This window comes from Mesorhizobium sp. WSM4846, assembly GCF_055811415.1.
Genome location: NZ_JBVVPZ010000010.1, coordinates 74,768 through 101,631, shown reverse-complemented (window position 1 = coordinate 101,631; position 26,864 = coordinate 74,768). Strand labels below are relative to the sequence as shown.

Annotated in this window: 25 protein-coding genes; 11 read left to right on the top strand and 14 right to left on the bottom strand. The window is 63.7% G+C overall.

Annotated elements, in window-relative coordinates:
• Positions 1 to 21 precede the first annotated feature (21 nt).
• The 8 genes from AC0L15_RS11885 to AC0L15_RS11850 all read right to left on the bottom strand — a co-directional run bounded on the left by AC0L15_RS11885 (position 22) and on the right by AC0L15_RS11850 (position 8,805).
• Complete coding sequence (locus tag AC0L15_RS11885; protein WP_287245523.1) at positions 22 to 1,098, bottom strand: ABC transporter ATP-binding protein; 1,077 nt, start codon at positions 1,096 to 1,098, stop codon at positions 22 to 24.
• A complete protein-coding gene (locus AC0L15_RS11880) occupies positions 1,095 to 1,895 on the bottom strand; it encodes an ABC transporter permease (protein ID WP_091597346.1) in 801 nt (266 codons plus the stop codon). Before AC0L15_RS11880 ends, AC0L15_RS11885 begins: the two co-directional genes overlap by 4 nt.
• A 1-nt stretch (position 1,896) precedes the next feature.
• Positions 1,897 to 2,757 (bottom strand): ABC transporter permease, encoded by an 861-nt coding sequence (locus AC0L15_RS11875; RefSeq protein ID WP_287063140.1) that lies wholly within the window; start codon positions 2,755 to 2,757, stop codon positions 1,897 to 1,899.
• 69 nt (positions 2,758 to 2,826) lie between these two features.
• Positions 2,827 to 3,831: a polyamine ABC transporter substrate-binding protein gene (locus tag AC0L15_RS11870; protein WP_027152481.1), complete on the bottom strand. Its 1,005-nt coding sequence runs from the start codon at positions 3,829 to 3,831 to the stop codon at positions 2,827 to 2,829.
• A gap of 64 nt (positions 3,832 to 3,895) precedes the next feature.
• Positions 3,896 to 5,371: an aldehyde dehydrogenase gene (locus tag AC0L15_RS11865; RefSeq protein WP_287063135.1), complete on the bottom strand. Its 1,476-nt coding sequence runs from the start codon at positions 5,369 to 5,371 to the stop codon at positions 3,896 to 3,898.
• Entirely contained in the window at positions 5,368 to 6,420 is a 1,053-nt protein-coding gene (locus AC0L15_RS11860) for an LLM class flavin-dependent oxidoreductase (protein ID WP_287245520.1), read from the bottom strand. Before AC0L15_RS11860 ends, AC0L15_RS11865 begins: the two co-directional genes overlap by 4 nt.
• Positions 6,417 to 8,225, bottom strand: a complete 1,809-nt coding sequence (locus AC0L15_RS11855) for an alpha/beta fold hydrolase (protein ID WP_287063131.1) — start codon at positions 8,223 to 8,225, stop codon at positions 6,417 to 6,419. Before AC0L15_RS11855 ends, AC0L15_RS11860 begins: the two co-directional genes overlap by 4 nt.
• Entirely contained in the window at positions 8,218 to 8,805 is a 588-nt protein-coding gene (locus AC0L15_RS11850) for an amino acid synthesis family protein (RefSeq protein WP_287063129.1), read from the bottom strand. The genes AC0L15_RS11855 and AC0L15_RS11850 overlap by 8 nt, the downstream gene beginning before the upstream one ends.
• 147 nt (positions 8,806 to 8,952) lie before the next feature.
• Between AC0L15_RS11850 and AC0L15_RS11845 the strand changes: the two genes are divergently transcribed.
• The 6 genes from AC0L15_RS11845 to AC0L15_RS11820 all read left to right on the top strand — a co-directional run bounded on the left by AC0L15_RS11845 (position 8,953) and on the right by AC0L15_RS11820 (position 15,039).
• On the top strand, positions 8,953 to 9,624 hold the full coding sequence (locus tag AC0L15_RS11845; RefSeq protein WP_287063127.1) for a GntR family transcriptional regulator: 672 nt from the start codon (positions 8,953 to 8,955) through the stop codon (positions 9,622 to 9,624).
• A 150-nt stretch (positions 9,625 to 9,774) separates the two neighbouring features.
• Complete coding sequence (locus tag AC0L15_RS11840; protein ID WP_473496370.1) at positions 9,775 to 10,581, top strand: SDR family oxidoreductase; 807 nt, start codon at positions 9,775 to 9,777, stop codon at positions 10,579 to 10,581.
• 11 nt (positions 10,582 to 10,592) lie between these two features.
• A complete protein-coding gene (locus AC0L15_RS11835) occupies positions 10,593 to 11,540 on the top strand; it encodes a 3-hydroxyacyl-CoA dehydrogenase (RefSeq protein WP_287245517.1) in 948 nt (315 codons plus the stop codon).
• Positions 11,537 to 12,499, top strand: coding sequence for a 3,5-dioxohexanoate:acetyl-CoA acetone transferase (kce, locus tag AC0L15_RS11830; protein ID WP_128171861.1), 963 nt, complete (start codon positions 11,537 to 11,539; stop codon positions 12,497 to 12,499). Before AC0L15_RS11835 ends, kce begins: the two co-directional genes overlap by 4 nt.
• A 265-nt stretch (positions 12,500 to 12,764) precedes the next feature.
• On the top strand, positions 12,765 to 13,976 hold the full coding sequence (locus tag AC0L15_RS11825; protein WP_287245514.1) for an acyl-CoA dehydrogenase family protein: 1,212 nt from the start codon (positions 12,765 to 12,767) through the stop codon (positions 13,974 to 13,976).
• A 31-nt stretch (positions 13,977 to 14,007) separates the two neighbouring features.
• The gene (locus AC0L15_RS11820; protein WP_287245511.1) at positions 14,008 to 15,039 is read left to right on the top strand and encodes a phosphotransferase family protein; all 1,032 of its coding nucleotides are present in this window, start codon (positions 14,008 to 14,010) and stop codon (positions 15,037 to 15,039) included.
• 40 nt (positions 15,040 to 15,079) lie between these two features.
• Here the strand turns inward: AC0L15_RS11820 and AC0L15_RS11815 are convergent, their stop codons facing one another.
• The 6 genes from AC0L15_RS11815 to AC0L15_RS11790 all read right to left on the bottom strand — a co-directional run bounded on the left by AC0L15_RS11815 (position 15,080) and on the right by AC0L15_RS11790 (position 22,506).
• On the bottom strand, positions 15,080 to 15,577 hold the full coding sequence (locus AC0L15_RS11815; protein ID WP_287245508.1) for an aminomethyltransferase family protein: 498 nt from the start codon (positions 15,575 to 15,577) through the stop codon (positions 15,080 to 15,082).
• On the bottom strand, positions 15,570 to 18,518 hold the full coding sequence (locus tag AC0L15_RS11810; protein ID WP_287245506.1) for a sarcosine oxidase subunit alpha family protein: 2,949 nt from the start codon (positions 18,516 to 18,518) through the stop codon (positions 15,570 to 15,572). Before AC0L15_RS11810 ends, AC0L15_RS11815 begins: the two co-directional genes overlap by 8 nt.
• The gene (locus AC0L15_RS11805; protein WP_287245503.1) at positions 18,515 to 18,811 is read right to left on the bottom strand and encodes a sarcosine oxidase subunit delta; all 297 of its coding nucleotides are present in this window, start codon (positions 18,809 to 18,811) and stop codon (positions 18,515 to 18,517) included. The genes AC0L15_RS11810 and AC0L15_RS11805 overlap by 4 nt, the downstream gene beginning before the upstream one ends.
• A 13-nt stretch (positions 18,812 to 18,824) precedes the next feature.
• On the bottom strand, positions 18,825 to 20,081 hold the full coding sequence (locus AC0L15_RS11800; RefSeq protein WP_287245501.1) for a sarcosine oxidase subunit beta family protein: 1,257 nt from the start codon (positions 20,079 to 20,081) through the stop codon (positions 18,825 to 18,827).
• 9 nt (positions 20,082 to 20,090) lie between these two features.
• Positions 20,091 to 21,239: a M24 family metallopeptidase gene (locus tag AC0L15_RS11795; protein WP_287245499.1), complete on the bottom strand. Its 1,149-nt coding sequence runs from the start codon at positions 21,237 to 21,239 to the stop codon at positions 20,091 to 20,093.
• 76 nt (positions 21,240 to 21,315) lie between these two features.
• The gene (locus tag AC0L15_RS11790) at positions 21,316 to 22,506 is read right to left on the bottom strand and encodes a M24 family metallopeptidase (RefSeq protein WP_287245496.1); all 1,191 of its coding nucleotides are present in this window, start codon (positions 22,504 to 22,506) and stop codon (positions 21,316 to 21,318) included.
• 216 nt (positions 22,507 to 22,722) lie between these two features.
• Between AC0L15_RS11790 and ehuB the strand changes: the two genes are divergently transcribed.
• Genes ehuB through AC0L15_RS11765 form a run of 5 tightly spaced genes read left to right on the top strand, consistent with a single transcriptional unit; the run spans position 22,723 to position 26,536 of the window.
• Positions 22,723 to 23,592: an ectoine/hydroxyectoine ABC transporter substrate-binding protein EhuB gene (ehuB, locus tag AC0L15_RS11785; protein WP_287245493.1), complete on the top strand. Its 870-nt coding sequence runs from the start codon at positions 22,723 to 22,725 to the stop codon at positions 23,590 to 23,592.
• Between the two features lie 55 nt (positions 23,593 to 23,647).
• On the top strand, positions 23,648 to 24,376 hold the full coding sequence (ehuC, locus tag AC0L15_RS11780; protein WP_287245490.1) for an ectoine/hydroxyectoine ABC transporter permease subunit EhuC: 729 nt from the start codon (positions 23,648 to 23,650) through the stop codon (positions 24,374 to 24,376).
• A complete protein-coding gene (gene ehuD / locus AC0L15_RS11775) occupies positions 24,373 to 25,032 on the top strand; it encodes an ectoine/hydroxyectoine ABC transporter permease subunit EhuD (protein ID WP_287245487.1) in 660 nt (219 codons plus the stop codon). Before ehuC ends, ehuD begins: the two co-directional genes overlap by 4 nt.
• Complete coding sequence (ehuA, locus tag AC0L15_RS11770) at positions 25,029 to 25,808, top strand: ectoine/hydroxyectoine ABC transporter ATP-binding protein EhuA (protein ID WP_027152502.1); 780 nt, start codon at positions 25,029 to 25,031, stop codon at positions 25,806 to 25,808. Before ehuD ends, ehuA begins: the two co-directional genes overlap by 4 nt.
• Entirely contained in the window at positions 25,805 to 26,536 is a 732-nt protein-coding gene (locus tag AC0L15_RS11765) for a GntR family transcriptional regulator (protein ID WP_287245484.1), read from the top strand. The genes ehuA and AC0L15_RS11765 overlap by 4 nt, the downstream gene beginning before the upstream one ends.
• Positions 26,537 to 26,864 lie beyond the last annotated feature (328 nt).

Sequence of the window (26,864 nt, the reverse complement as noted above, 5' to 3'; positions counted from 1 at the left end):
TCCAGACCGCCAGCGCGCCCGTCAGGCCGGAAACAGAAATGCGGCGGCGGGATCGAAAAAAATCTGCCTGCGCGAGGCGATGCCTTCATGTGCTTGCGCCACGTCGGATGTCGGCCTGACGTCGATCTCCTGGCCGGCGGCCGTGCGCGCGATGACGCGTCGCCGCTCGCCGAAGAAAGCGGTGTCGATGAATTCGACCGCAAGCCCGGCAGTGGCCGGGCCGGGTTGCAGCCGGAACGCTTCCGGCCGCACCATCAGCCTGGTCTTCTGGCCATGGCTGAAGTCCTGATCGATCCTGACGCCAGAGACAACCGAGCCATCGGCCAGGCGGATCGTGGCGGAGCCGTTGACGGTTTCAAGATGCTCGGCCGGCAGGAAATTGGAATTTCCGATGAAGCTGGCCACGAATTCGCTCGCAGGTCTCAGATAGAGGTCCTCACCGGTGCCGATCTGCTCGATGCGCCCGTCCCGAAACAGGGCGATGCGATCCGAAAGATGCAGCGCCTCGTCCTGATCGTGGGTGACGTACAGGATCGTTACGCCGGTTTCGCGATGGATGCGCCGTATCTCGGCCTGGATTTCCTCGCGCAGCTTCTTGTCGAGCGCCGAGAGCGGCTCGTCCATCAGGAGGATCGGCGGATCGTAGGCCAGCGCCCGGGCAAGCGCCACGCGCTGCTGCTGTCCGCCGGAAAGTGCGCCAGGATATCGGCCGCCGAAACTCTCGAGCCGGACCAGCGACAGCATCTCGGCGACTTTTCGGTTCACCTCGGCGTCCGGCCGGCGGCGCACGCGCAACGGAAAGGCAACATTCTCGGCGACGGTGAGATGCTGGAACAGCGTGTAGCGCTGGAACACCATGCCGATGTTGCGCTTGTGCGACGGCACCGACAGCAGCGACCTGCCTTCGAGAAGAACGTTGCCGGATGTCGGATGCTGAAAGCCGGCAATCGCGTAAAGCGTCGTCGACTTGCCAGAGCCGGAAGGGCCGAGAAAGGTCAGGAATTCGCCCTTGGGTATATCGATGGTGACATCGTGCACGGCGACGAAGCTGCCGAACGCCTTGCGCAGGTCGCGAATGGAGAGGAACGGTTCGGTCATTTCGACAATTTCCGCCGAATGAGTGCGGTTACGATCATCAGGCTCAGCGTCAGAAGAACGAGAAGGCTGGAGGCCGCAGCGATGACCGGGCTAAGATCCTGGCGCAGGCTGCCCCAGATCTTGACCGGCAGGGTCTGCAAGGTCGGGCTGGCCATGAAGATCGCGACCACCACCTCGTCCCATGAGGCGAGAAAGGCGAAGATCGCCGCCGAGAAGATCCCGATCTTGATCGCCGGCAAGGTCACCCGGAGTTTTGCTTCGAATGGGCTTGCGCCGCAGACGATCGCCGCATCCTCGATGGATTTGTCGAAACCTTCGAGTGCCGCAGTGATCGGAATGATGGCGAAGGGCAGTGCCAGGACCGTGTGGGCGATGACGAAGCCTGCCGTGGTTCCGCCGAGCCCGATCCGCAGGAAGAATGCATAGATGGCAATGGCGAAGACCACGACCGGCAGCACCATTGGCGTCAGCAGCAGGCCGCGAAGCGTGTTGCGCCCGCGAAACTGTCCCCGGACCAGGGCGAAAGAAGCCAGGAGCCCGATGACGACGGCAAGAATCGCGGCCATGGTCGCAATGCGCGCGCTGGTTAGCGCCGCTTCGAGCCAGGCCGGATCGGCGAAGAGCTCCTCATACCATTTCAGCGTCCAGCTTGGTGGCGGAAAAGCCAGCCACCGCGACGACCCGAACGACAGCAGCACGATGAAAACCACCGGCAGCAGCAGAAACGCGGCAACCAGGCCGGTGAAACCCAGCAGTGCTGCGCGCAGCCAGCCGAGCCGGTCGTAGTCGAGCAGCATCTCAGATGCCTCCTGTCATGCGCTTGGCGCCGACGAGGCGCAGCTGCAGCGCGTAGAGCGCCATGGTGACCAAAAGCAGGATGAAAGCCGCCGCGCTTCCGAGCCCCCAGTTGAGCAAGGACTGGATCATCTGGGCGATCATTGCGGCGAGCATCATGTTGGAGGTGCCGCCGAGCAGCGTCGGCGTCACGAAATAGCCGAGCGACATGACGAAAACCATGAGGCCGCCTGCAGCGATTCCGGGAAGCGACAAGGGCAGCAGAATGCGGCGGAAGGCGTCGAAGGGGCTCGCACCGCACAGAGCGGCGGCGCGCAGCGTCATCGGATCGATGGCGCGCAAGGTTCCGACCAGTGGCAGTATCATGAAGGGCAGCATGATATAGACCATGCCGATGGTGACGCCGGTCAGGTTGTTGATCAGCGGCAGCGGCTCGCTGATCAGCCCAATATCCATCAGCGTCCGGTTGATGACGCCGGTGCGTTGAAGCAGCACCATCCAGGCATAGGTGCGGGTGAGCAGATTGGTCCACATCGACAGGATGATGATGCCGAAGACGATCGAGCCGAGGGCAGGCGGCATGATTGCCAGCATCCAGGCGACTGGAAACGCCACGATGACGGTGACGGCAGTGACGACGGTGGCGACCAGAAAGGTGTTGAGGAAGACCCGCACATAGGTGCCGTCGCCAAACAGGGTGGCGTAGTTCTGCAGGCCCGGTACGGGTTCGGTTACGCTGCGCAACAGCAACGCGACGACCGGCACCACGAAGAACAGGGTGATGAGGGTCAGCGCCGGCAAGGCGCCGCCGACGCCGTCTGGCCTTCGGAGGATTGGCTGTCGATGAAGCAAATTGCCCGACATGGAGATGATCCCGGCAGCTCAGGCGGGACGCCTAGCGACGCCCCGTTGGTTCATGGGTGAGGTCGGCTTCTATTTGGCCTGCCAGGCGTACCAGCGCTCCGCGATCTTATCGCGGTTTTCAGCCCAGTAGTTCATGTCGAGGTTGATCTGCCCGTCGACATAGGCGTCCGGCAGCGACTTGACGACATCGGCCGGCATTTCGGCCTTGGCTGCCGTGTTGATGGGGGCGTAGCCGCTTGCTTCAGCAAACATGGCCTGGCTTTTCGGGCTTGTCGCAGCGGCCAGGAATTTCATCGCGCTCGCCTTGTTCTTCGAACCCTTGGGGATGACGAGTACGTCAGCGGCAGTCATGTTCTGTTTCCAGGATGCGCCGACATCGGCGCCGTCCTGCTGGAGGGCGAAGACACGCCCATTCCAGAGCTGCCCGAAGGCCGCCTCACCGGAGGCGATCAGCTGCTGCGACTGCGCGCCGCTGTCCCACCAGACGATTTCCGACTTGATCGTGTCGAGTTTCTTGAACGCCCGGTCGAGGTCGAGCGGATAGAGCTTGTCTGCCGGCACGCCGTCGGCCAGCAGCGCAATCTCGATGACGCCCGGCGCCGACCATTTGTAAAAAGTGCGTTTGCCAGGAAATTTCGTCAGGTCGAACATGTCGGCCCAACCCGCCGGTTCGCCCGACACCGCCCCTTTGTTCCAGGCAAGAACGAAGGAGTAGTAGAAGCTGCCGACCGCATGCTCGGTGGTGAAGCGAGGATCGAGATCGGCTTTCGGCACGACGTTGAAATCGATCGGCTCGAGCAGGCCGTCCTTGGCCGCTTTGATGGCGAAATCCATTTCGACATCGACGACATCCCAGGCGACGCTGCCGCCTTCCACCATGGCCTTCAGCTTGCCGTAGTCGGTCGGGCCGTCCTGCAGGACCTTGATGCCGGAACTGGCTTCGAACGGAGCAGCCCAGGATTTGGTCTGCGCCTCCTGGGTGGTACCGCCCCAGCTGGTGAACACCATCTCATCGGCGTGTGCGGCAGTGGCTGCCAGGAGTCCGGCCAAAATGCCGGTCAAAATCAGTTTCATGTCATTCTCCTCTGTTGGTTGTCTGGTTTCTTGTTTTTATGAAATTGCGCGATTGGCACTGCCCTCATCGCATGACGAACGGGTCCGGGATCGGCTCGTCGGATATCCGTATCCAGACGGATTTCGAGCGCGTGTAATCGCGGATGGCGTCGAGCCCGCCCTCACGGCCGAGCCCCGACTGACCGTAGCCGCCGAACGGCACGAGCGGCGAAACCGCGCGGTATGTGTTGACCCAGACGACGCCGGCATGGATGTCGCGCGCCATGCGGTGCGCCTTGGCGAGATTGGTGGTGAACACGCCCGAGGCGAGGCCGAACGGCGTGTCGTTGGCAAGCGCCAGGGCTTCGGCTTCCGTGTCGAAGGTGAGAACGCTGAGCACCGGACCGAACAATTCCTCACGCACGCACGGCAGCCCTGTATCCTCGGTGTCGATGATGGTCGGTGCGTAGTAGAAGCCGCGCGGATGCTCGTCGGGCCTTTTTCCGCCGGTGACCAGCGTCCCGCCACTGGCGAGGCTCTCGGCAACGATCTTCTCGATCCATTCCCGCTGGCGTGGCGTTGCCAGCGGTCCCATTTCGGTGGCGGGATCCTGCGGATCACCAATTTTGATGGCCTCGGCCTTGCGCTTCAGCCTGTCCAGGAACTCGGCTTTTATCGAACGCTCGACAAGCAGCCGCGAGCCGGCGACACAGCTTTGTCCAGACGCCGCGAAAATCCCGGCGACGACCGCGTTGGCCGCGCTGTCCAGGTCTGCGTCAGCGAAAACGACAACCGGGCTTTTCCCGCCCAGCTCAAGCGTCGTGTAGGCGAGATTTTCCGCCGTGTTGCGGACGATAGCGCGAGCGGTCGAAGGTCCGCCGGTGAAGGCGACGCGTGAAACCAGCGGATGACTTGTCAGGCGCCGGCCGCAATCGTGTCCGAACCCGGTCAGTATGTTGACGCTTCCGGCGGGAAATCCGGCCTCATGAATGAGTTCGGCGAAGGCCAGCAGCGGCGCTGGACCGTCCTCCGAGGCTTTCAGGACGACCGTGCAGCCGGCGGCCAGCGCCGGGCCGAGCTTGACGGCCGAAAGGAAGAGCTGCGAATTCCACGGCACGACGGCAGCGACGACGCCGATCGGCTCGCGTCGGATGGTGACGTCCATATCGGCCTTGTCGATCGGCACATGCGAGCCTTCATGCTTGTCGGCAAGCCCGCCATAGTAGCGATAATAGTCGCCGACATAGGCGATCTGGGCGCGGGTCTCGCGGATGATCTTGCCGGTGTCGCGCGTTTCCAGTTCGGCCAGGCGGCCGGCATTGGCGACGACCAAGTCGCCGAGGCGCACCAGCAGCTTGCCGCGTGCCGTCGCCGTCAGCGAGGCCCACGCGGCCGAGTGCAGCGTCCGGTGCGCCGCCTCGACGGCGCGATCGACATCGGCCTCGGTTGCGGCGGGCATCGTCGCCCAGGGCGCTCCCGTGGATGGATCGATGCTTTCGAAGGTGGCTGTCGGCGTATCGAACGCCCCATCTATGAAGTTGCTGAAGGCCACAAGGGTCATTGCGGCCTCCCATGCCCGAAGGCCGGCATCACCTTGTCGACGAACAGCTGCAGCGACTTCTTCTTGCGCTCGTGCGGCAGGCCGCTGTCGATCCAGATCGAGTACTGGTCATAGCCGAGCGCCTCATATGCCTTAAGCCGGGTGATCACCTCTTCGGCTTCGCCGATGACCAGGTTCTGTCGGATTTTGTCCGGCGCATATTGCGGCATGGCTGCGATCTCGTCGTCGGAGAGCGCTTCCAATATGCCTTGGCGAACCGGCTTCTTGTTCTGGAACCACGCGCCGAACTGGCAGTAGAACAGCGACAGGTCCCTCGTCAGTTGCTCCGCATCGGCGGCGTCTTCGGCAACGAATGTGTGCATCAGCAGCATGATCTCGGGGCGGGCCATGTCAGGATGCGCCGCGCACGCCGCGTTGAAGCGCTCCATCAGGCTGGTTACTTCGTCGTCGCCGGAGGCGAGCGGCGTCACCTGGACGTTGCAGCCGTTGGAGACGGCGAAGTCGTGCGAGTTCGGATCGCGCGCCGCCACCCAGATCGGCGGGTGCGGCTTTTGCACCGGCTTGGGCGACGAGGTGGTCGAGGGAAACGACCAGAATTCGCCGGACATCTCGAAATCGCCGTCCCAGAGGCCCTTGATGGCCGGGATGATCTCGCGCATACGCTGGCCCGCTCCCCAGGCGTCGAGCCCAGGGAACAGGCGTTGGTACTCGTAGCTGTAGGCGCCGCGGGCGATGCCGATGTCGAGCCGGCCGCCGGTGACGACATCGGTCATGGCTGCCTCGCCGGCGAGCTTGATCGGATGCCAGAACGGCGCGATGACGGTTCCTGTGCCGAGCCGGATGCGCTTCGTCCTCGCGCCGAGATAGGCGATGTTGATGAATGGGTTTGGCGAGATGGTGAACTCCATGCCGTGGTGTTCGCCGATCCAGGCCGTCCCGAAGCCTGCCGCCTCGGCCATCACGACCAGTTCCTCAAGCTCATCGATGAGGTCGGCATGCGGCTTTGCCGGGTCCGAGCGTTCCATATGGACGAAGAGCGAGAACTTCATATCTGTTGACCCGGACTGGGAGTGTTCATGGCTGCCGGCTTGGCGAGCGGACGGACTTCACCTTCGACCGCGTTGCCGACATAGACGCCAAACGCATCCTCCCGACATTCGCGAACATAGCGGGCGAGCATCGAGCGCACAGCAGCGTCGGCGATGTTCAGTCCGGCAATCCTGTCGATGTCGACGAGCCGGATCTGGCGATCACTGGAGTGGGGCGCGTCTACGGTGCCGCGGTAGTAGACATGCGTTCGCGAAGGGCTTGCTGCGTCGTCCCAGACCGCAAACAGGAATCCGAGATGAGCGTTGACGGCTTTCGCGGCGAGGCATCCCCTAAGGCTTCGCGTGTCGCCGGGTGCCCCGAGCCCTCGGCCCGCCGGCAGTTCGAAAAAGCCGTCGGCGGTTTCGAAAAACAGCACGCGGCCTTCATCTTCGAGGATGGCGCCGACCTCCATGTCGGGAGGCGCGGCCGCCAGCGCTTCCTGGCTAAGACCGGGCGAGACATAGGCGCCACGGCAATAGCCGAGGGGCTGCGATGAATTGTGGGAGAATTCGCGAACGCGGCCGATGAGGATCGAATGGTCGCCGGCGTCGACCAACTGCTCCATGTCACAGTCAAACGTAGCCACCGATCCAGCGAGCAGTGGACTGCCGGTCGGGCCGAAGCGCCACTCGACAGCCGAGAACTTGTCCTGCGATTTCGAAGCGAAGACGCCGGACGCGGCTCGCTGTTCCTCCGAGAGCACGTTGACGGCAAAGCACTTCGAGGTCGAAAACACCGGATGGCCCAGCGCCTTCTTGGCGATGCAGACCAGCACAAGCGGCGGATCGAGCGAAACGGATGTAAACGAATTGGCGGTGAAGCCTCGAGGCTCCCCTTCCGGCCCTATCGCGGTGACGATGGTAACGCCGGTCAGGAAGGAACCGAGCGCCCGCCTGAATTCGCCCGCGTCGAAGGCTGTCTCCATCGCCGGTCGCGCCGATGCGCTTGCGCCGTCGTTGCTCTCGAGAAAATCGACAATGCGCCGTGTGACCACGTCAGGCGCGGCAACGGCCATCATATGTCGTTCGCCCTCCAGAACGACGCAGCGACCGCGCGGCGCGAGGCGCGCCATCGCCGCCGACATCGCAGGCGAGGAATTCCTGTCCTGCGAGCCGGTCATGAACAGGGCCGGCATCGCGAGACCGGGAAGACGATCGCCATGCGCCGCATCGGCATGGGCGAAAAGTCGATATGTGCGCGCATAGCCTTCCGGGTTGACGCTTTGCAGTGCCGCGCGCGTTGTCCTTGCCGCCTCGGCCAGGCTGTCGGGGACGGGGTTGCCGAACCAGCGCGCGATCGTTGCGTCCGTCCCTGACGGGTTTTCCGCGCCGTTCAATTCGGCGGCGCGTTCGCGCACCGCCTGCGCAAGGTCCGCCGGGCGGCGAAAGACCGCGTTGAGCGACACCATGCGGCGGACCCGTTCGGGTGCGTTGAGAGCGATTTCCTGCCCGACCAGCGCCCCCATTGAATGGCCAACGATCGAGACGGTATCCAGGCCAAAGTGATCAAGAAGCCGGATTGCCTGTCCGGCATAGTCGGCAAGGCTCGCGTCTTCAGGTGGTAGTGGCGACAGGCCGTGTCCCAGCATGTCGATCGCGATCACATCCCATCTGTCCCTCATCAGCGCGATCTGGGGGACCCAGATCTCCGCGTTCATGCCGACGCCGTGGATGAGGAGGACCGGCGCGCCGGATCCGGCACGGATGAAGCCGGTACCGTCAGGCGCCGTTCCGCGATGCCAGTCAGGCTTCATCAGCTCAGCCATGCAGGTCGCCGACCTCCTTGAGATCCTGGTAGCGGTCGCCGATGCGATGATGCGGTCGTCCGCCGATCGAGGCGCCAAGCGCCACCACCAATTCGTCTGGCGCCGGCGCGTCACCGATCTGGAAGTGCACAGTCAGGTAGTGCGAACGTCGGCCTTCGTCGTTCTTGTCCATGAGCGGGATCATGATCGGCGTGTTCGGCCCGCCACGCAGGTTGGTGAAGGCAAGATAGGTCTTGGCGCCGACGGCACGCCGATAATGGTTGCCGAAATGCAGCGTGTGGATGAGCGCGGAGGCATGCTCGATCTCGCCTGATGTGCCGCAGATTGCGGCCTTGCCGTAGCCTTCGATCGCTTCGCCGGATCCCGCAACTGCGAGGATTTCACGGGTCAGCATCTCCCCCAGAACCGGCGCATAGGCGCGGATCTCGGGAGAAAGGTCCTCAGTGAAACCGCGCCCGGCCCAAGGATTGTCGAGCACTGCCGCCACGCCGATCAGGCGCAGCGGCCGGGGGGCCACCTTGCCGCCTTCAATCAGCGTGTTCTCGACATAGGTGACGATCTTTCGGATGGTCGGCTTCATAGACTCCTCGGTGGTCGTTCGCCGAGGCATCCGGAAAAGCTCCCTTCCGCCACGGTCATCTTATGGTATACCATACTATTGAAGACCAAATCCCTTGTCAACGGATCGTCGAATCTGTTTTGTTTGCGGATGCTGGGAGTAGATGAATTGGCCGACGACACACTGAGGATCGAACGATCCACCAAGACGCTGAGAACGCTGGCGCTGGAGCGCATGCGCGACGCGATCATGGGGTTTCACTTCCAGCCCGGCGAACGGCTGGTCGAGCGGCCGCTTTGCGACCAGCTCGGCGTCAGTCGCTCGGTGGTGCGCGAAGTTCTGCGGCAGTTGGAGACTGAGGGCCTTGTTCAGATGATACCAGGCCACGGACCCGCGGTGGCCAGGCCAGACCTCAGCCGCACCGATGAGATTTATGAACTCCGCGCTTTGATGGAGGGCATCGCGGCGCGCGCCTGCGCGCTGACAGCGACTGAGGACCAGATCGCTGCGCTTGAGCGCGCATTCGATGTGCTGCTCAAGGCGTGGGCCTCAGCCAATCCGATCGAGGTGATGCGGGCGACGACAAAATTCTATGAAGTGCTTTTCGATGCCGCCGACAAGCGCATCGCCTGGGAGATCGTCCAGGGTCTGAACGTCCGCATCAACCAGCTGCGTTCCATGACCATCGCTTCGGTGGACCGCCGCGATGCCGCAATTGCCGAAATGACCGACATTATGAACGCGATCAAGTCGCGCAACGGCGATGCCGCCAAAGCCGCGGCCCGGCGGCATGTGGAGCAGGCCTGGCGAATTGCGCAACAGACCCTTCGCAACAGCTGAAGCAGAAATTTCACATTACGGAATCGTCCGTCGCCCTCGCAGAGGGCAGTGCTTTCGTCACAATTTCAGGGGCAATATTGTACGGCTTGGTCGTTCTGGGCGCTGTCATGGCGCTGCGCGAACGGCGGCTGCAATGAGAAGGGATACACGATGAGCAAAGGGGCGCCGACATCGGCGGATGATTTTCTGACCGGGCTGAAGGGGCAGCGCGTGCTGGTGACGGCGGGCGCCGGCGGCATCGGCCTGGCCATTGCCGACGCGCTGTCGCGGCTCGGCGCGCGCATTGTCGTTTGCGACGTCTCCGACGAGGCGCTGGCTGCCGCTCCGGACAAGATCGCCCTGGTCGCCGCGATCAAGGCCGATGTCTCGCGCGACGACGACGTCGACAGGCTGTTCGAGACGGTGAAGGAAAAGCTCGGCGGCCTCGATGCGCTGATCAACAATGCCGGCATCGCCGGGCCGACCGGCGGCGTCGACGAAATCGATCCGGCGGAGTGGCGGCGCTGCATCGACATCTGCCTGACCGGCCAGTTCCTCTGCGCCAGGCGTGCCGTGCCGCTGATCAAGGCGGCGGGCGGCGGCTCGATCGTCTCGATGGCGTCCGCCGCCGGCCGCCATGGCTACGCTTTCCGCACCCCCTATTCGGCGGCCAAGTTCGGCGTCATCGGATTCACGCAAAGCCTTGCCAAGGAACTCGGGCCGCACGGCATAAGGGTCAACGCCATCCTGCCCGGCATCGTCGAGGGACCACGCATCGACAAGGTTATCGCCGACCGGGCCAGACAGCTCGGTGTGTCGAACGAGGAGATGACGGAACGCTATCTCCACAACATCTCGCTGCGCCGCATGACCAGCCCCTATGACGTCGCCGCGATGGTCGCTTTCCTGTTGTCCGATGCGGCGATCAACATCTCCGGCCAGTCGCTCGGCGTCGACGGTAATGTCGAAACCCTTTGAGGAGCCCGACCATGATGAAAGTAGCGATTGTCGGCAGCGGGTTCATCGGGCGGGCCTGGGCGATCAGTTTTGCCCGCGCCGGCCACGATGTGCGGATGTGGGACCAGTCGCCGGCCGCGACCGAAGGTGCGCACGATTACATCGCCGGCGTGCTCGGCGACCTCGTTGCGAATGATCTGCTGCGGGGGCAGGCAATCGACGTCGTGCTTGGTCGCATTGCCGTCGTTGCGGAGCTCGAAGAAGCGCTGGCCGATGCGGTCCATATCCAGGAGAACACGCCCGAAAACCTCGACGTGAAGCGCGAGGTGTTCTCGCAGATCGATGCAATGGCCGCTCCGCAAGCGGTGATCGCCAGTTCCACCTCAGCGTTGCTGCCGTCGAAATTCACCGACCATCTGCAAGGGCGGCACCGCTGCCTGGTCGTGCATCCGATCAATCCGCCCTACCTCATCCCGGCCGCGGAAGTCGTGCCGGCGCCATGGACGTCTTCCGAAACGGTCGAAAGGACCCGCGCCTTCCTCGTCGATGCGGGCCACGCGCCGCTGGTGATGAAGCACGAGCTCGACGGCTTCATCATGAACCGCCTGCAGGGCGCGCTGCTGGAGGAGGCTTTTCGACTTGTCGCCGACGGCTATGCCAGCGTCGAGGATGTCGATATCGGGATTCGCGACGGGCTGGCGCTGCGCTGGTCGTTCATGGGTCCGTTCGAAACGATCGACCTTAATGCGCCGGGCGGTGTACGCGACTATATCGAGCGCTATCAATCGATCTATGCCAACATTTTTCCGCAGATGCTGCGCCGCGTCGACTGGGCCGGCGAAGTCCTCGAGACGGTGGAGGCCGACCGCCGCAAGCGGCTGCCGCGGGGAGAACTCGGCGAACGGCAGGTTTGGCGCGACCGCCGGCTGATGGCGCTGGCCGCGCACAAGAAAAAATCGGATCAGGAGTTTGGAAGATGACGGAAACAAGCCGCAAGCCCGGTGCTACGCAGACCAGGGGCAAAATTATCATCACCTGTGCGGTGACAGGGGCGATCCATACACCGACCATGTCGCCCTATCTGCCGATCACACCGGACCAGATCGCGTCCGAGGCGATCGCGGCGGCGGAGGCAGGTGCGGCGATCCTGCACCTGCATGCCCGCGACCCCGAGACCGGCAAGCCCGACCAGACGCCGGCGGCCTTCGCCCGCTTCCTGCCGCGCATCAAGCAGGCCACCAATGCCGCCATCAACATCACCACCGGCGGCAGTCCCTACATGAAGGTCGAGGAACGCGTGCGCCCGGCCGCCGAGTTCAAGCCAGAGGTCGCCTCGCTCAACATGGGCTCGATCAATTTCGGGCTCTATCACCTCGTCGACAAATACGAGACTTTCAAGTTCGACTGGGAAAAGCCGCATCTGGAAGCGACGCGTGACCTGGTCTTCCGCAACTCGTTCAAGGACATCGAATACATCCTTGCGACCTGCTACGACAACGGCACGCGCTTCGAGTTCGAGTGCTACGACATCGCCCATCTCTACAATCTCTCGCACTTCGCCGATCGCGGGCTGGTCAAGCCGCCGTTCTTCGTGCAGTCGGTGTTCGGTCTGCTTGGCGGCATCGGCACCCATCCCGAAGATGTCGCCCATATGAAGCGCACCGCCGACCGGCTGTTCGGCGACCAGTTCCGCTGGTCGGTGCTCGGTGCCGGCGCCAGCCAGTTGCGCATCGCCGCGCAGTCGGCAGCCCTTGGCGGCAACATCCGCGTCGGGCTCGAAGACAGTCTGTGGGCCGGCAAGGGTAAGCTTGCCAAATCGAACGCCGAGCAGGTGGTGCTTGCCCGCAAGATCATCGAAGGCCTCGGCATGGAAGTGGCGACGCCCGACGAGGCGCGCGAGATCCTGTCACTGAAGGGCGGCGACAAGGTCGCGTTCTGAGGCGGCTCGCCTATCGCCGCACGGTGCCAACAGAGGAGGACGGCATGAAGATCGGAGTCGTGGTGGTCGTTACCGCGCCTCCCCGGCGATGGCGTCCTGCGCGGCAGCCTGTTCGCAATAAGCGGCCTTGGCATCAAGGGCGTTGCGGAACCACGCTTCGCCGGATGACGGCGGCTGCAAAAGGGGATAGAGGCGAATAAAGAAAACGAGCGCTCGCTCGATTTCTAGACGATGGCGGCCACCTCGCTTCGCTGAAAGTTAGTCCATGAACTTCGACATTCCAGCCCGCACCGAAGATTACCGCGTCCGCATTGCCGACTTCGTCGAGCGTGACATCCTGCCGCTCGAGGCCGACAAGACGTCCTATGACGCACATGGAAATATCGCCTTGCCGCTGCTGGAGACGCTTCGCGCCAAGGCGCGGATGGCGGGCCTGTGGTGCCTGCAGCTCAAGCCCGCATCCGGCGGCGCCGGTCTCGGCAAGATCGACATGGCGGTCTGCTACGAGGAGATGAACCGGTCGATCTTCGGACCCGTGGTGTTCAATTCGGCAGCGCCCGATGATGGCAACATGATGGTGCTCGAGGCGCTCGGCACGCCGGCGCAGCAGGAAAAATGGCTAAAGCCGATTGTCGAGGGCAAGGTGCGCTCGGCCTTTGCCATGACCGAACCGCACCCCGGCGGCGGCTCGGACCCTTCGATGATCATGACGCGTGCTGAACGGCGCGGCGACAAATATGTGGTGACCGGCCGCAAATGGTTCATCACCGGCGCCGAGGAGGCCAGCCATTTCATTCTGATCGCGCGAACCTCGGACGATCCGCGCCATGGTCTGTCGGCTCTGATGTTCCACAAGGACCAGCCGGGCTGGCGCATCATGCGCCGCATAGAGATCATGGGCCCGGAGGAGCATGGCGGGCATTGCGAGCTCGAATTCGATGGGCTCGAAATCCCTGTCGAAGACATGTTGGTTGGCGAGGGCAGGGGCATGAAGGTGACGCAGGTGCGGCTCGGCCCGGCGCGGCTTACCCACTGCATGCGCTGGCTTGGATTGTCCAAGCGTTGCGTCGAGATCGCGCGCGCCTACGCTGCCGAGCGCTATGGTTTCGGCCAGCGCCTCGCCGACCGCGAAAGCGTCCAGCTGAAGCTCGGCGACCTCGCCATGCGCATCGAGATCGGCCGCATCCTGGTGATGAAGGCTGCGTGGGAGCTGGACCGCGGCGGCTTTGCCCGCAAGGAAGTATCGATGGCCAAGGTCCAGGTCGCCAATGTGCTGCATGACGCGGCCGATGTGGCGATCCAGATCAATGGCGCGCGAGGCTATTCGAAGGACACGGTGCTCGAATGGATCTACCGCTATGCGCGCCAGGCGCGGTTGGTCGATGGCGCCGATGAGGTCCACAAGATGGTGCTGAACCGTTTCCTCAACGAGGAGGAGAAGGGCTTCTGGCGCTGGACCGTCGAAGGCGAGGCATAGCGGACGCGGGGTGGCATCTCAGGAGGAAAAGATGCCGTTGAATGCTGATTTCGATCCTGCGGCATTGAAGGGCTTTCTCGCGAACCGCTTCGGCGATGCCGCAATGGCGCTCGGGCGGATCGGCGGCGGGCAGTCCAACCCCACCTACTTCGTCGACTATGGTCCGCATCGCATGGTGCTGCGCAAGAAGCCGGCCGGGCCGATCCTGCGCGGGGCCCATGCCGTCGACCGCGAGTTCCGCGTGCTTGAAGCGCTCGCAGCGACCAACGTCCCGGTGCCGCGGCCGGTGCTCTATCACGACGGTGTCGAGCCGCTCGGCACGTCCTTTTACTTGATGGAGCGGCTGGATGGTCGCGTTTTCCACGACTGTTCGCTGCCTGGCCTCGTCCCCGCGGAGCGACGCGGCATCTATTTCGGCATGGCCGAAGCGATGGCCAAACTGCATGCTGTCCGTCCCGACGCGGTCGGTCTCGGCGATTACGGCCCGCCCGGCAACTATTTCGAGCGCCAGATTGGCCGCTGGACCCGGCAGCTCAGGGAATCGCCGAGCGACAGAATTCCGGCACTCGAAGCGGTCGCCGACTGGTTGCCGCAGCATCTGCCCACGAATGATGGACGCGTGTCGATCGCCCATGGCGACTTCCGCCTCGGAAATCTGCTGTTCCATCCCGGCAAGCCGGAGGTGATCGGCATTCTCGATTGGGAGCTGTCGACGATCGGCCATCCGCTCGCCGATCTCGGCTTTTGCTCGATGACCTGGCATTCGACGCCAGACGAATATGGCGGCATCCTCGGCCTCGATCATGCCGCCCTCGGCATCCCCAGCCAGCGCGAATTCCTTGACCATTATTTCGCGCATGCCGTACCCACTGCGCCCCTGCAACGCTTCCACCTGGTTTTTTCGCTGTTCCGTTTCGCGGTGATCTTCGTCGGCATCGCCGACCGGGCGCGGGCAGGCAGCGCGGCGTCGGCCGATGCCGCCAGCAAGTCGCCGCTCGCCGGCCGCTTTGCCGCACGTGCTCAAGAGATCATCCAAGGGGCAAGACCGTGGAGCGCCGCCTGAGACGAGCGCTCGCGCCCTGGTCCTTCCCCTACCCGCGGCGTCAGCAATCCAGTCCGGAAATCCAGTCCGAGAGGCTTTGCGAAAAACTTCGCGGCACGATGAGTTCGCACGCGGTATCGCCGGTGCGCAGGAACAGCACGGGCACATGGTGCAAGGATGTCAGCACGGCGCGGCCCGGGGCGGCCGCCGGCGCGCACCAGTCGACGGCGATGCATCTGGAGAGCACTCCTGCGATGTCCGCCCCGGCCATTCTGAAACGCACGCGACCCTCGCCGAGAGAAACCGAACAGCCGAGATCCGGGTCGACGGCAAGCGGAGATGCTTGCGCGCCGTCGTCGAGAGCCAGCCACAAGCGGCGAGGCGCGACGCGGATGACGAGAAAACCTTTGTGACGGACCGTCTCTCCGACCGAGGCAGGAAGTTTCGTGCCGAGTGATGCCGAAAGGTTCGATTCGAATTGCGCCAGCGTGCCGTCCCAGCCCTCGATCTGGATGAGTGGGCAATCGACCACGGACAGGCTGAAATCCGGGCTAGCCATGCAGTCGCTCCCCCTGCGGATCGAGGAATATCGGCGAGACGACGCGGGCACGGACCGTTTCGGCTTTCATCGGATAGACGGCCACGACCTCGCTTCCTTCGCTGGCGACATCGCCGGCAAGCAAGGCCAGCCCGACATAGTGGCCGCGTTCAGGGCTGAAGGTGACGGAGGTCACGCGGCCGCGCCCGTGGCCGTAAGGCATCTCGCCCGGCAGGAACAGGATGGCACCACCGCGAAGGCGTTTCCCCTCTTCGATGCATTCCAGTCCGACCAGGCGCTGGCGGTCGGGCGCCTGGAAGGCGGGGCGCCGTCGCAGCACGTCGCCGACGAAGCCGGTACGCTTGCCCGCCATGCGGCCGAGGCCAAGATCGTCGAGCGTCGTGCGCCCATCGATTTCAGGTCCGGCGACATGGCCCTTTTCGACGCGCAGCGCGCCGAGCGCCTCGACGCCGTAAGGTTTCAAGTCGAGCGGCCTGCCTGCTTCGAGCAGGCGGCTCCAAAGCTGTTCACCGGCAGTTGCGCCGACATAGATTTCGTAGGCGCGCTCGCCGGAATAACTGAGACGCAGGATGCGGAGCGCACGGCCCTGCCATTCGCTTTCGAGCAATCCCATATGCGCAAGTGCCGCGTCGGAAACATCGAGAGCGGGAAATGCCGCAGCAAGAATTGCACGGCTTTTCGGTCCCGCAACCGACATCGCCGCCCATTCATCGCTCACCGAGGTCACGGCTACGCGCAAATCCGGCCAGGCCATATCGAGCAGGAATTCAAGACGCGACAGCACGTCGGCGGGCTTGGCGGTCGAGGTGGTCATGAAGAACCGGTTCTCGGCCAGCCGCGTCGTGGTGCCGTCGTCGAAGACGATGCCGTCGTCGCGCAGCATGACGCCGTAGCGCGCACGGCCAACCGGCAGTTTGGCAAAGCCGTTGGCGTAGATGCGATCGAGAAAAATCGCGGCGTCCGGGCCCTGGACGTCGATCTTGCCGAGAGTGGAGATGTCCATCAGGCCAGCGGCCTGGCGCACACTCCGCATTTCGGCGACATACGCTTCGTTCACGTCGAGCCCGGATTGCCTGTAGAAATAGGGCCGCATCCAGAGCCCGACCTCCAGCATCTCGGCGCCGTTCGCCATGTGCCAGTCGTGCATCGGCGTGCGGCGGATCGGCTTGAAATGATGGCCGATGGCGCGCCCGGCAAGCGCACCGATGGCGACCGGCGTATAGGGCGGTCGAAAGGTCGTGGCGCCGGTCTCGGGGATGGTTGTGTTGCGCAGGGCCGCCATCGCGGCAAGCGCCGAAAAATTGCTGGTCTTGCCCTGGTCGGTGCCCATGCCAAGCGTGGTGTAGCGCTTCAGGTGCTCGACCGATTGATAGCCCTCGCGATGGGCGAGCTCGATATCCCCGGTCGTCACGTCCATCTGGAAGTCGACGAAGGCCTTTCCACGGCCAGCGGCCAGGGCCTCGCGAAGCGGGGCCGCGGCGGTCTCGCCGAGATCGAGTTTCGACGGAGCAGGCACCGGCGCCGACTTGCCGCATGCTGCCGCGGTGCCGGCGCGATGACCGTCCTCGACGGCATCGGCGGTCGAATAAATTCCCATCATCGAGCCGGCGCCGAACCGGTCCGCCGGAAACGCCCCCGGCACGAAGCCGCCAATGTCATTGCGATATTGAGGTTTGACGCCCAGGTGCGAAGTGAGATGCACGGTTGGCGACCAGCCGCCGGATACGCAGACCAGGTCGCAGGCGGCCTCGGACTGGCCGTCCGGTCCGTTGAGCGTTGCCCGCCTGACGGCATGGCCGCCGTTAAGGTCGACGATGCGCGTTGCGGCCCGCACCATCACGCCGAGCCGTGCGGCTTCTGCGGCAAGTGCGGCGGGCGGCGCTGCACGCAGATCGGCAACCGTCACCTCTGCTCCGCCTGCGGCATAGTCGAAGGCGATGCGCCAGGCGCCGTCATTGGTGGTGGCGACGATGATTTTTTTGCCGGGCCGGATGGCGAAACGGTTGAGATAGGTCCGGGCGGCCGACGCAAGCATGACGCCGGGTCGGTCGTTGTTGGAGAATACCATTGGCTGCTCGATGGCGCCAGTGGCAAAAACGATCGAGCGGGCGCGAAGCATTGTGAATGTCTGCAGCACTTCGCCGGCCAGTTGCGGATTGCTTGGGTCGCGTTGCTCGACCAGTCCGATGACATTGCCGTCATAGATGCCGAAAGCGGTCGTCCGCTTCATCAGAGTGACGGTTTCGGAGCTCTCCAGCTCGGCCTCGGCCTGTCTCAACCATGCGGCCGCTGCGCTGTCGGACGGCTCCGCCAGAAGCTGACCACCGAGCAGGAAATCCTGCTCGATCAGCGCGACCCGCGCGCCGGCCGCTGCGGCAGCACGCGCCGCCGACAATCCAGCCGGGCCGCCGCCGACGATTGCGACATCGGCAAAGGCATGATTGATGTTGTAGCGGTCGGGATCAGGGCCGCTGCCGGCTCTGCCCAGCCCGGCCGCCTTGCGGATAAAGTGCTCGTAGAACATCCAGGCGCGGCGCGTCGGACCCATGAAGGTCTTGTAGTAGAAGCCGGCCGAAAGGAACGGCGCCAACAGGCCGTTGACGCTTTGCACGTCAAAGGCAAGCGAAGGCCAGCGGTTCTGGCTCTCCGCGACTAGGCCGTCTTGGAGTTCCAGCGTCGTCGCCGGCAGGTTCGGCTGGCGCCTGCCTGCGGTTGCAAGCGTGACCAGTGCATTCGGCTCCTCGGCCCCGGCGGAAAAAATGCCGCGTGGACGATGATATTTGAAGCTGCGCCCGACCAGCGTGACGCCGTTGGCGAGCAGCGCGGAGGCGAGCGTATCGCCGCGATATCCGATCAGGCTCCGGCCGTCGAAGGTAAACTCGACCGGCTGCTCGCGGTCGATACGGCCGCCCATCGACAACCGCTTGTGGTTCGAACTCATGCCGGTGGTTTCCTGGCGGGTGATTTCCTGGCCGACAATTGCCTGGCGAGATCGACGGATGCGATGGCGTGGTTGCGCGTGTCGCGTTCGACCACCAGCCATTGGCGGCAGCCGGTCACGTGCTGCCAGAACTCGCGGTGCAGGCCAGCCGGATTTGTCCTGATATAGACGTAACGGTACCAGGCCCCGGGATCGGGATCGTCGTGCGCCGGACGCGTGACGGAAGCGTCGCCGCCGTAGCGGAACTCGTCATGGTCGCGCAGGCCGCAGCAGGGGCATTCGATGCGCAGCATTTTGTACCGCCTCCTATTGCAGCCAGGCTGAGGGGCCGGCGCCAGCCTCGTCGAGCGTGTGGCCGGTGCGGAAACGATCGAGCCCGTAGGCTGCGATCAACGGGTGCGGCTTGCCGGTGGCGATCGTGTGGGCGAAGCACCAGCCGGAAGCCGGCGTCGCCTTGAAGCCGCCATAGCACCAGCCGCCGTTGAGATAGAGCCCCTCGATCGGCGTCGGACAGATGATCGGGCTGGCATCGGGCGTCATGTCCATGACGCCGCCCCAATGGCGCAGCAGTCGGATGCGCGAAATGCACGGCATCAGAGCGATCGCCGCCTCCGCCACTTCGCGCACGACGCCCAGATTGCCGCGCTGGGCGTAGGAATTGTAGCCGTCGAGATTGCCGCCGAAGACCAGCCCGCCCTTGTCCGACTGGCTGACGTAGAAATGATCGGCGCCATAGGCGACAACATGGTCCACCAACGGCTTCAGCGGTTCGGTGACAAAGGCCTGCAAGACGTGGCTTTCGATCGGCAGTTCCAGGCCGGCCTTGGCGCCGAGCACGGATGTATGACCGGCAACAGCGAGGCCGACCTTGCCGGCGCCGATCCGGCCTTTCGTCGTTTCGACGCCGACGATCCTGTCGCCGTCGCGGAGGAAGCCTGTCACCTCGCAGTTCTGGATAATGTCGACGCCATGGCCGTCGGCGGCGCGCGCATAGCCCCAGGCGACCGCATCGTGGCGCGCCGTGCCCGCCCGGCCCTGGAAGATGGCGCCATGTATCGGAAAGCGGGCCGTATCGGAAAAATCGAGATAGGGCACGAGACGGCGCACCGCGTCGCGGTTGAGGATATCGGCATCGATGCCGTTCAGCCGCATGATGTTGGCGCGGTGGCTGAAGCCGTCGAGCTGGTCGGCGGAATGCGCGGTGACGAGCTGGCCGCGCTGCGAGAACATGACGTTGAAATTCAGCGCCCGCGACATGTTCTCCCAGAGTTTCATCGAGAATTCGTAGAACTGGGTGTTGCCGTCGAGCAGGTAGTTGGAGCGGATGACGGTGGTGTTGCGGCCGACATTGCCGCCGCCGACATAGCCCTTTTCGAGCACCGCGACGTTGCGGATGCCGTGGTTCTCGGCGAGGTAGAAGGCGGTAGCGAGGCCGTGTCCACCGCCGCCGATGACGATCACGTCGTAGGACGGTTTTGGCTCCGCTGCCCGCCAGGCGCGCTGCCAGTTCTTCTGGCCAGACAGCGCGTTGCGGAAAATCGAAAATGCCGAGTAGCGCGCCATGCCTGCGGCCTATCGAACGATCGGGCCGGCCGGCGTGCGGGTAAGCACTTCGGCGCCCGCATCGGTCAGAAGCACGGTGTTGGAGACGAAGTCATCGCCGCGGCCGGTGCCCATCAGCCACGACAGGATGTGGAAGCTCATCCCGGTCTCGATTTCGAGATCGGAATCGTGCCTCAAGCCGGTCACCGAATTGCCGCCGGTCCATGATGGCGGCTGGCCGGCGCCGACGAGGTAGCCGCAGTGATGGCGGCGATAGTGGGAAAGACCGGCCTCGTCGGCGACGGTCTGCCAGGCGGCGTAGACGTCGCGCGCCTTGGCCCCGGGCCGCAGCGCCTCGACGACGGCATCGAACGCCCTGGCGGTCACCTCCGCCATCGCGGCGTCTTCGTCGCTGATATGGCCGATGCGAACGAGCCGGCCGAGCGGCGCGTGATAACGCGAGATGCAGCCGGACAGTTCGATGAAGACCGGCTCGCCCTTGCGGTAGATCCCGTCGCCCCAGGTCGTATGCTCTTCGCCCAGGCGCGCGGCCGGGCGGATGAACGGGCCGAAGCCCGGAGCATGACCGCCGGCGCGGATCATCGCCGCAACGCACTGGGCTGCGACCTCCTGTTCGGAGACACCGTCCGAGATCGCGGCGATCGCGGCGCCGGCGGCGGCGTCGGTCACTTGTGCCGCCTGACGCATCAGTGCCTGTTCCTCGGCGCTCTTCACTCGCCGCATCCTGTCGACCAGCCCGGAAACATCGCTCCATCTGGCATCGGCCTGCGTCTGGAGTGCGACGGCAAGCCCATGGCTGAGGCCAGCCGTCCAGTATTCGAGGCCGATCCGCTTGCCGGACAGGCTGAGTTCCGCAAGCAGCCGCGCGGCGAGGTCGGCCGCCGTTTCGCTGTCGGAATGGCCGCGGAATTCCGCTGCCGTCACCTGTTTCTCGATCGTCACTCTTTCCATTGAGCGGGTGACCAGAACAGGTTTCCCTTCGAGCGGCACGATCAGCAGGTGTGGGGCAAAATATCCCCAGTGATCGAGCCCGGTGAGGTAAAAGACGTTCTCCGGCGAAGCAAAGACCGCTGCGTCGAGCTCGCGCTCGGCCAGGGCCGTGCGGACCCTGACAAGGCGGCCGGCGATTTCGGCTTCGGAAAACGGATTACGGTCCATCAGGCGTCCTCGTGCTGGTTACGGTTTCGTTGCCGGCATGGTCTTTCGTCAGTTACCGGCTTCCCGTCCGTCATCGTCAGTCGATGACGATGAGTTCGCGCGCCACGTCGCAGAGGCGTTCGCCGCCGCGATCCGTGACGACGAAGGATTCCGAGATGGCGATGCCGAAATCGTCGAGCCAAACGCCGGCCATCAAATGGAAGCACATCCCGGACTGCATCTTGGTGGTGTCGCCGGGACGAAGACTTGCGGTGCGTTCGCCCCAATCGGGCGGGTAGGCGAGCCCGACCGGATAGCCGACGCGGCTCTCCTTCTTCAGCCCGTTCTTCCTCAACACTGCCTGCCAGGCGGCTTCCACCTCTTCGGCGGTGTAGCCGGGGCGGGCCTTCTCAAGGCCGGCGTCGACGCCCTCGACGATCGCCTTGGCCATGTGGACGAGGACTTGCGGCGGCTTGCCGAAATGCACGGTCCGCGTCAGCGCCGCATGATAGCGCCGCCGCACCCCGGCGATCTCCAGAATGGCGAGGCCGCTGTCCGGCAGCGGCGCGTCGGACCAGGTCAGATGCGGCGTGCTGGTGCCCTCGCCGACGGGCATCAGCGGACAGATCGCGGCATAGTCGCCGCCCGCTCCGGGCACGCCCGTGATCTGTGCGTGATAGATTTCCGCAATGACATGGTTCTGCGGCACGCCGGGCCGCATTTTTTCTATGGCGCGTTTCATGGCGTGTGTGCAGATCGCACCGGCCTCGCGGATCAGCACCAGCTCGGCTTCGGATTTGACCAGCCGCGCCCAGTTGACGAGATCGTGGTTGTTGGCGAAGTGCGCGTCAGGCAGCCCGCTGACGAGATGGGCATGGCAGCGCGCGGTGTAATAATGCGCGTCCATCTCGACGCCGATGCGGGCGTTTCCCCAGCCACGCGGCCGGATCAGCTGGGCGAGTTCGTCATAGGGGTGTTCGACGGGCTGCTGCACCAGCCGTTCCGAGAACGGCACGATGTTCTTCTCCGGCAGGCCGGTGGTCAGGCGTGCGCTCCTGGCGTCCTGCGCCCTGCCGAACCAGATCGGCCGGTCTTCCCTTAGATGGACGAGCACGCATTGCGGAACATAGAACGACCATCCGTCATAGCCGGTCAGCCAGCACATATTAGCTGGGTCCTGACAGATGATGAGGTCGAAGCCGGCCTTCTCCATGCGTGACTTCACGCCGGCCAGGCGCTGCGCATACTCCGCTTGCGTGAAAGTCCCGAAACCGCTCGCGCTCGCCACCGAAATCCCACCTGCCAGTACGCTGGTTTTTTCTTAAATTGTGCACAACTGGCAATAATGTGTGGTCTCATTACGATTTATTACCAGATTTCTGTAGTTTTTATATCTTAGCTTGCACAATGTCTAGGGCAGTTGTATACGTCTTGAGAGGCAGGTGTCGACCTCGAAGAAGGCCGCGCCCGGGAATATCAGTCAGTTGTTCAATGGGAGAAAAGCATGTTCAAATCATCGATATCGCGCCGGATGGTCGTGAAAGCCGCCGCCTGCCTCGCGCTTGCCGCGACATCATTCACAGCGCTGCCCGCTTATGCGGAAACCACCCTCGAACAGGCCAAGAAGGACGGCTATATCCGCGTCGGCTTTGCCAACGAGGCGCCGTTCGGTTACGCCACGCCTGACGGCAAGCTGACCGGCGAAGCGCCGGAAGTTGCCAAGGCGGTACTCGCCAAGATGGGTATCGCGCAGGTTGACGGCGTGCTGACCGAGTTCGGCTCGCTTATCCCAGGTCTCAAGGCCGGCCGCTTCGATATCATCGCCGCCGGCATGTTCATCAATCCGAAGCGCTGCGCCGAGATCAATTTCTCCGAGCCGTCCTACGGCATCGGTCAGGCCATGCTGGTGGCAAAAGGCAATCCGAAGGGCGTGAAGGACTTTTCCAGCATCAAGGAAAACCCGGATCTCAAGCTCGCCGTGATGGCCGGCGCCGTCGAGGGCGGCTATGCCAAGGACGCTGGTGTCGCCACCGGGCAGATCGTTGCCTTGCCCGACCAGTCCAGTCTGGTCGCCGCCGTCCAGTCGGGCCGTGCCGACGCTGCCGCGCTAACCGCTCTTTCGATCGCCGACATGGCCAAGAAGGCCGACGGCGTCGAATCGACCAAGCCGTTCGGTGAGGTTGCCGGCAAGTCGGTGAAAGGCCATGGCGGCTTCGGCTTCCGCAAGGAAGATACCGACCTGCAGGAGGCGTTCAACGCCGAGCTGAAGACGTTCCTCGGTTCGCCGGAGCACATCGCGCTGGTCGAGCCGCTCGGCTTCGGCAAGGACTACCTGCCCAACAAGACCACCGCGGAGCTTTGCGCGGGCAAATAGGTTCCCAACTGCTGGCGGCGCGAAAGCGCCGCCCCTTTTTCCTGGGGGAATCCGCATGGGAATCCGTACGCTCGTTGCCATGCTGGTCGTCGCGCTTGTCGTGATCGGTGCCTTGGCAACGCAGGAATCTTACAAAGTGTTTATGCCGGGGCTGCTGCAAGGCGCGGTCCTGACGATCGAGATCGCTATCCTCGGCAGCCTGCTGGCAATCGTCATGGGCGTGCTGGCGGCGCTGGCAAGGATGTATGGCCCGGCGCCGCTCAAATGGCTGGCCACGGTCTATGTCGAGATCTTCCGCGGCACCTCGGCGCTGGTGCAATTGTTTTGGCTGTTTTTCGTGCTGCCGCAATTCGGTGTCACGCTCAACGCATTTCTGGTTGCTGTCCTGGCGCTCGGCCTGAACGTTGGTGCTTACGGATCGGAAGTCGTGCGCGGCGCGATCCAGTCCGTCGCCCGCGGACAGTGGGAGGCGTCTACCGCATTGAACATGAGCCGCCCCCAGATGCTGCGCCGGATCATCCTGCCGCAGGCTTTCGTCGCCATGATCCCGCCTTGGGGCAATCTGTTCATCGAGCTTTTGAAATCGACAGCGCTGGTCTCGCTGATCACGCTCTCGGACCTCGCCTTCAAGGCGCAGCAAATGAACCAGAACACGTTCAAGACCATTCCGATCTTCACCCTCGTCCTGCTGATGTACCTGGCAATGTCGCTGGTCGTGACCATCGGCATGCGGCTTCTCGAAAGGCGGGCTTCGCTCGGATTGGCGCGGGGGAAGGTAGCATGATCTGGGACTGGGCATTTGCTTTTGAAATCCTGCCGGTGCTCGCCAGCGCTGCCGTCGTTTCCATCGAGGCGACGCTGATCGGGTTTGCGCTTGCCGCCTCGCTTGGCCTGGTGCTGGCGGTGGTCCGCATCGCCGTGCCGTGGACCGGCTGGACGATTTCGGTGCTGGTCGAACTGATCCGGTCGACCCCGTTGCTGATCCAGATATTCTTTCTCTATTTCGTCTTTCCGAAATTCGGTGTCGTGCTCGACGCCTTCACCGCCGGGGTGCTTGCCATCGGTATCCACTACGCTGCCTATTGTTCCGAGGTCTATCGCGCCGGTTTCGACAACATCCATCGCGGCCAGTGGGAAGCCTCGGTCGCCCTCAATCTGTCAGCCTGGACGACGTTCCGCGACATCATCATTCCGCAGGCGATCCCGCCGATCGTTCCGGCGCTCGGCAACTATCTGGTTGCCTTGTTCAAGGAGACGCCATTGCTTTCCGCAATCGCCGTGCTGGAGCTGATGCAGACCGCCAAGATCATCGGCTCCGAAACCTTCCGCTACACTGAGCCGATGACGCTGGTCGGCCTGTTCTTCCTTGCCATGAGCCTGGTTTCTGCCGCGCTCATTCGCTCCCTCGAAGGCTTGCTCAACCGGAGGACCATGCGATGACGGAACAACCGATGGTCCGCTTCGACAATGTTTCGAAACGCTACGGCGCGCTGACCGTTCTCGACGGGCTCAATCTGGACATAGCACGCGGCGAGAAGGTTTCTATCATCGGGCCGTCCGGCTCCGGCAAGACCACGGTGCTGCGCATGCTGATGACGCTGGAGACGATCAATGACGGCGTCATCTGGGTCGAAGGCGAGCCGCTCACCCACATGGAGAGGAACGGCAAGCTTGTTCCCGCCGATCTCGCGCACATCCGCAAGATCCGCGCCAAGATCGGCATGGTGTTCCAGTCGTTCAACCTGTTCCCGCACATGACGGCGATGCAGAACTGCATCGAGGCCCCGATAACCGTGCTCGGCATGAAGCGCGCCGATGCCGAGGCGCGTGCGGCCGAGCTGCTCGACATGGTCGGCCTGTCGGAGAAGAAGGACCACTATCCCTCGCAGCTTTCCGGCGGCCAGCAGCAGCGTGTCGCCATCGCCCGCGCTTGCGCCATGCGGCCCAAGATCATGCTGTTCGACGAGGTGACCTCGGCACTCGACCCCGAGCTCGTCGGCGAGGTGCTTGAAGTCATCCGAAAACTCGGCAGGGAACATGACCTCACCATGCTGATGGTCACCCACCAGATGGGATTTGCCAAGGAATTCTCCGATCGCGTCTGCTTTTTCCATGCCGGCAAGATCTGCGAGCAGGGGCCGCCAAACGAGTTGTTCGGCGCCCCCAAGAACGAGCGGACGCGGCAGTTCCTGCACGCTGTCCTGGAGGCTGGATGACGCTTGAGACGGATGCCGCGCCCCTGGCCGCGACCACCGCACCGCCGCGCCCGCTCTCGGCGCGGGAGCGGTTCGAGCGTATCTACCGGATATTGCGCGACCGCATCTGCCTGCTCGACTATGCGCCCGGCAGCCATCTCTCCGAGGAAGAGCTTGCCCAGGAATTCCAGATCAGCCGCACGCCGGTTCGCCGTGTCCTGGCGCGCCTCGAATCCGAGGGTCTGGTTCAATCCGTCCATGGCGTCGGCACGATCGTCACCGACGTCGACATCGAGGAATTGCAGCAGGTCTATCACTTGCGCCTGGAGCTGGCGCTCCTCGTCGGCAAGCTTTCGCCGATCCCGCGCACGGCGGACGACCTCGACCGGATAAGGGCACTCATCGCGCGCTGCGATTCCGATGTGCTCAATCCCGACCAGCGCGCTTTCCTGCGCCTCAACATGGATTTTTTCTACGAGCTCACCGCGATGACCGGCAACCAGCCGCTGCGCGAGATCAGCGAGCGCCTGTATTTTCAGGTCGCGCGCGTCGTCCTGAAGATGATGCCGCAGTTGGGCCTGGTCGAGGAGTTCACTGCGTTCCGCCGCGAAATGGAAGAGGTGCTTGCCGCCGCCGAGATCGGCGACTGGGAGTCGATCGGGCACATCAGGCGAGCCCATATCTCGATGAGCTTTCGCCGCATGATGCGTCATGCAGGCGAGGTCCACATGTCCGGTGGAACTCTGTAGTTTATGTTCTGAACCCTCCACCTGCGGGATGGATTCACCCGGATGAAAGACCTAAAAAGGGCGGCCACCTAATCCAATGCCATTCCCCTACAGCTGGGTAGCGGTGTTGCTCCAACCCAGAGTTGGTGCGATGACAGATGCATGGAACACTTGACCGACAACGAGTTGCAAGCGCGGCTTAAGCGATTGGACGCGCGCCTTGAAAAGCTTAAGGCTGCAAGGCGAGCTGCTCCGGAGAGGGAGCATATCGAACGGGGTCCACTTGGTCCGCAAGATCCACTAGAGGCAGAGTTCCTGGCGCGTACAGGAGGGTGGTCCTTCACCAATC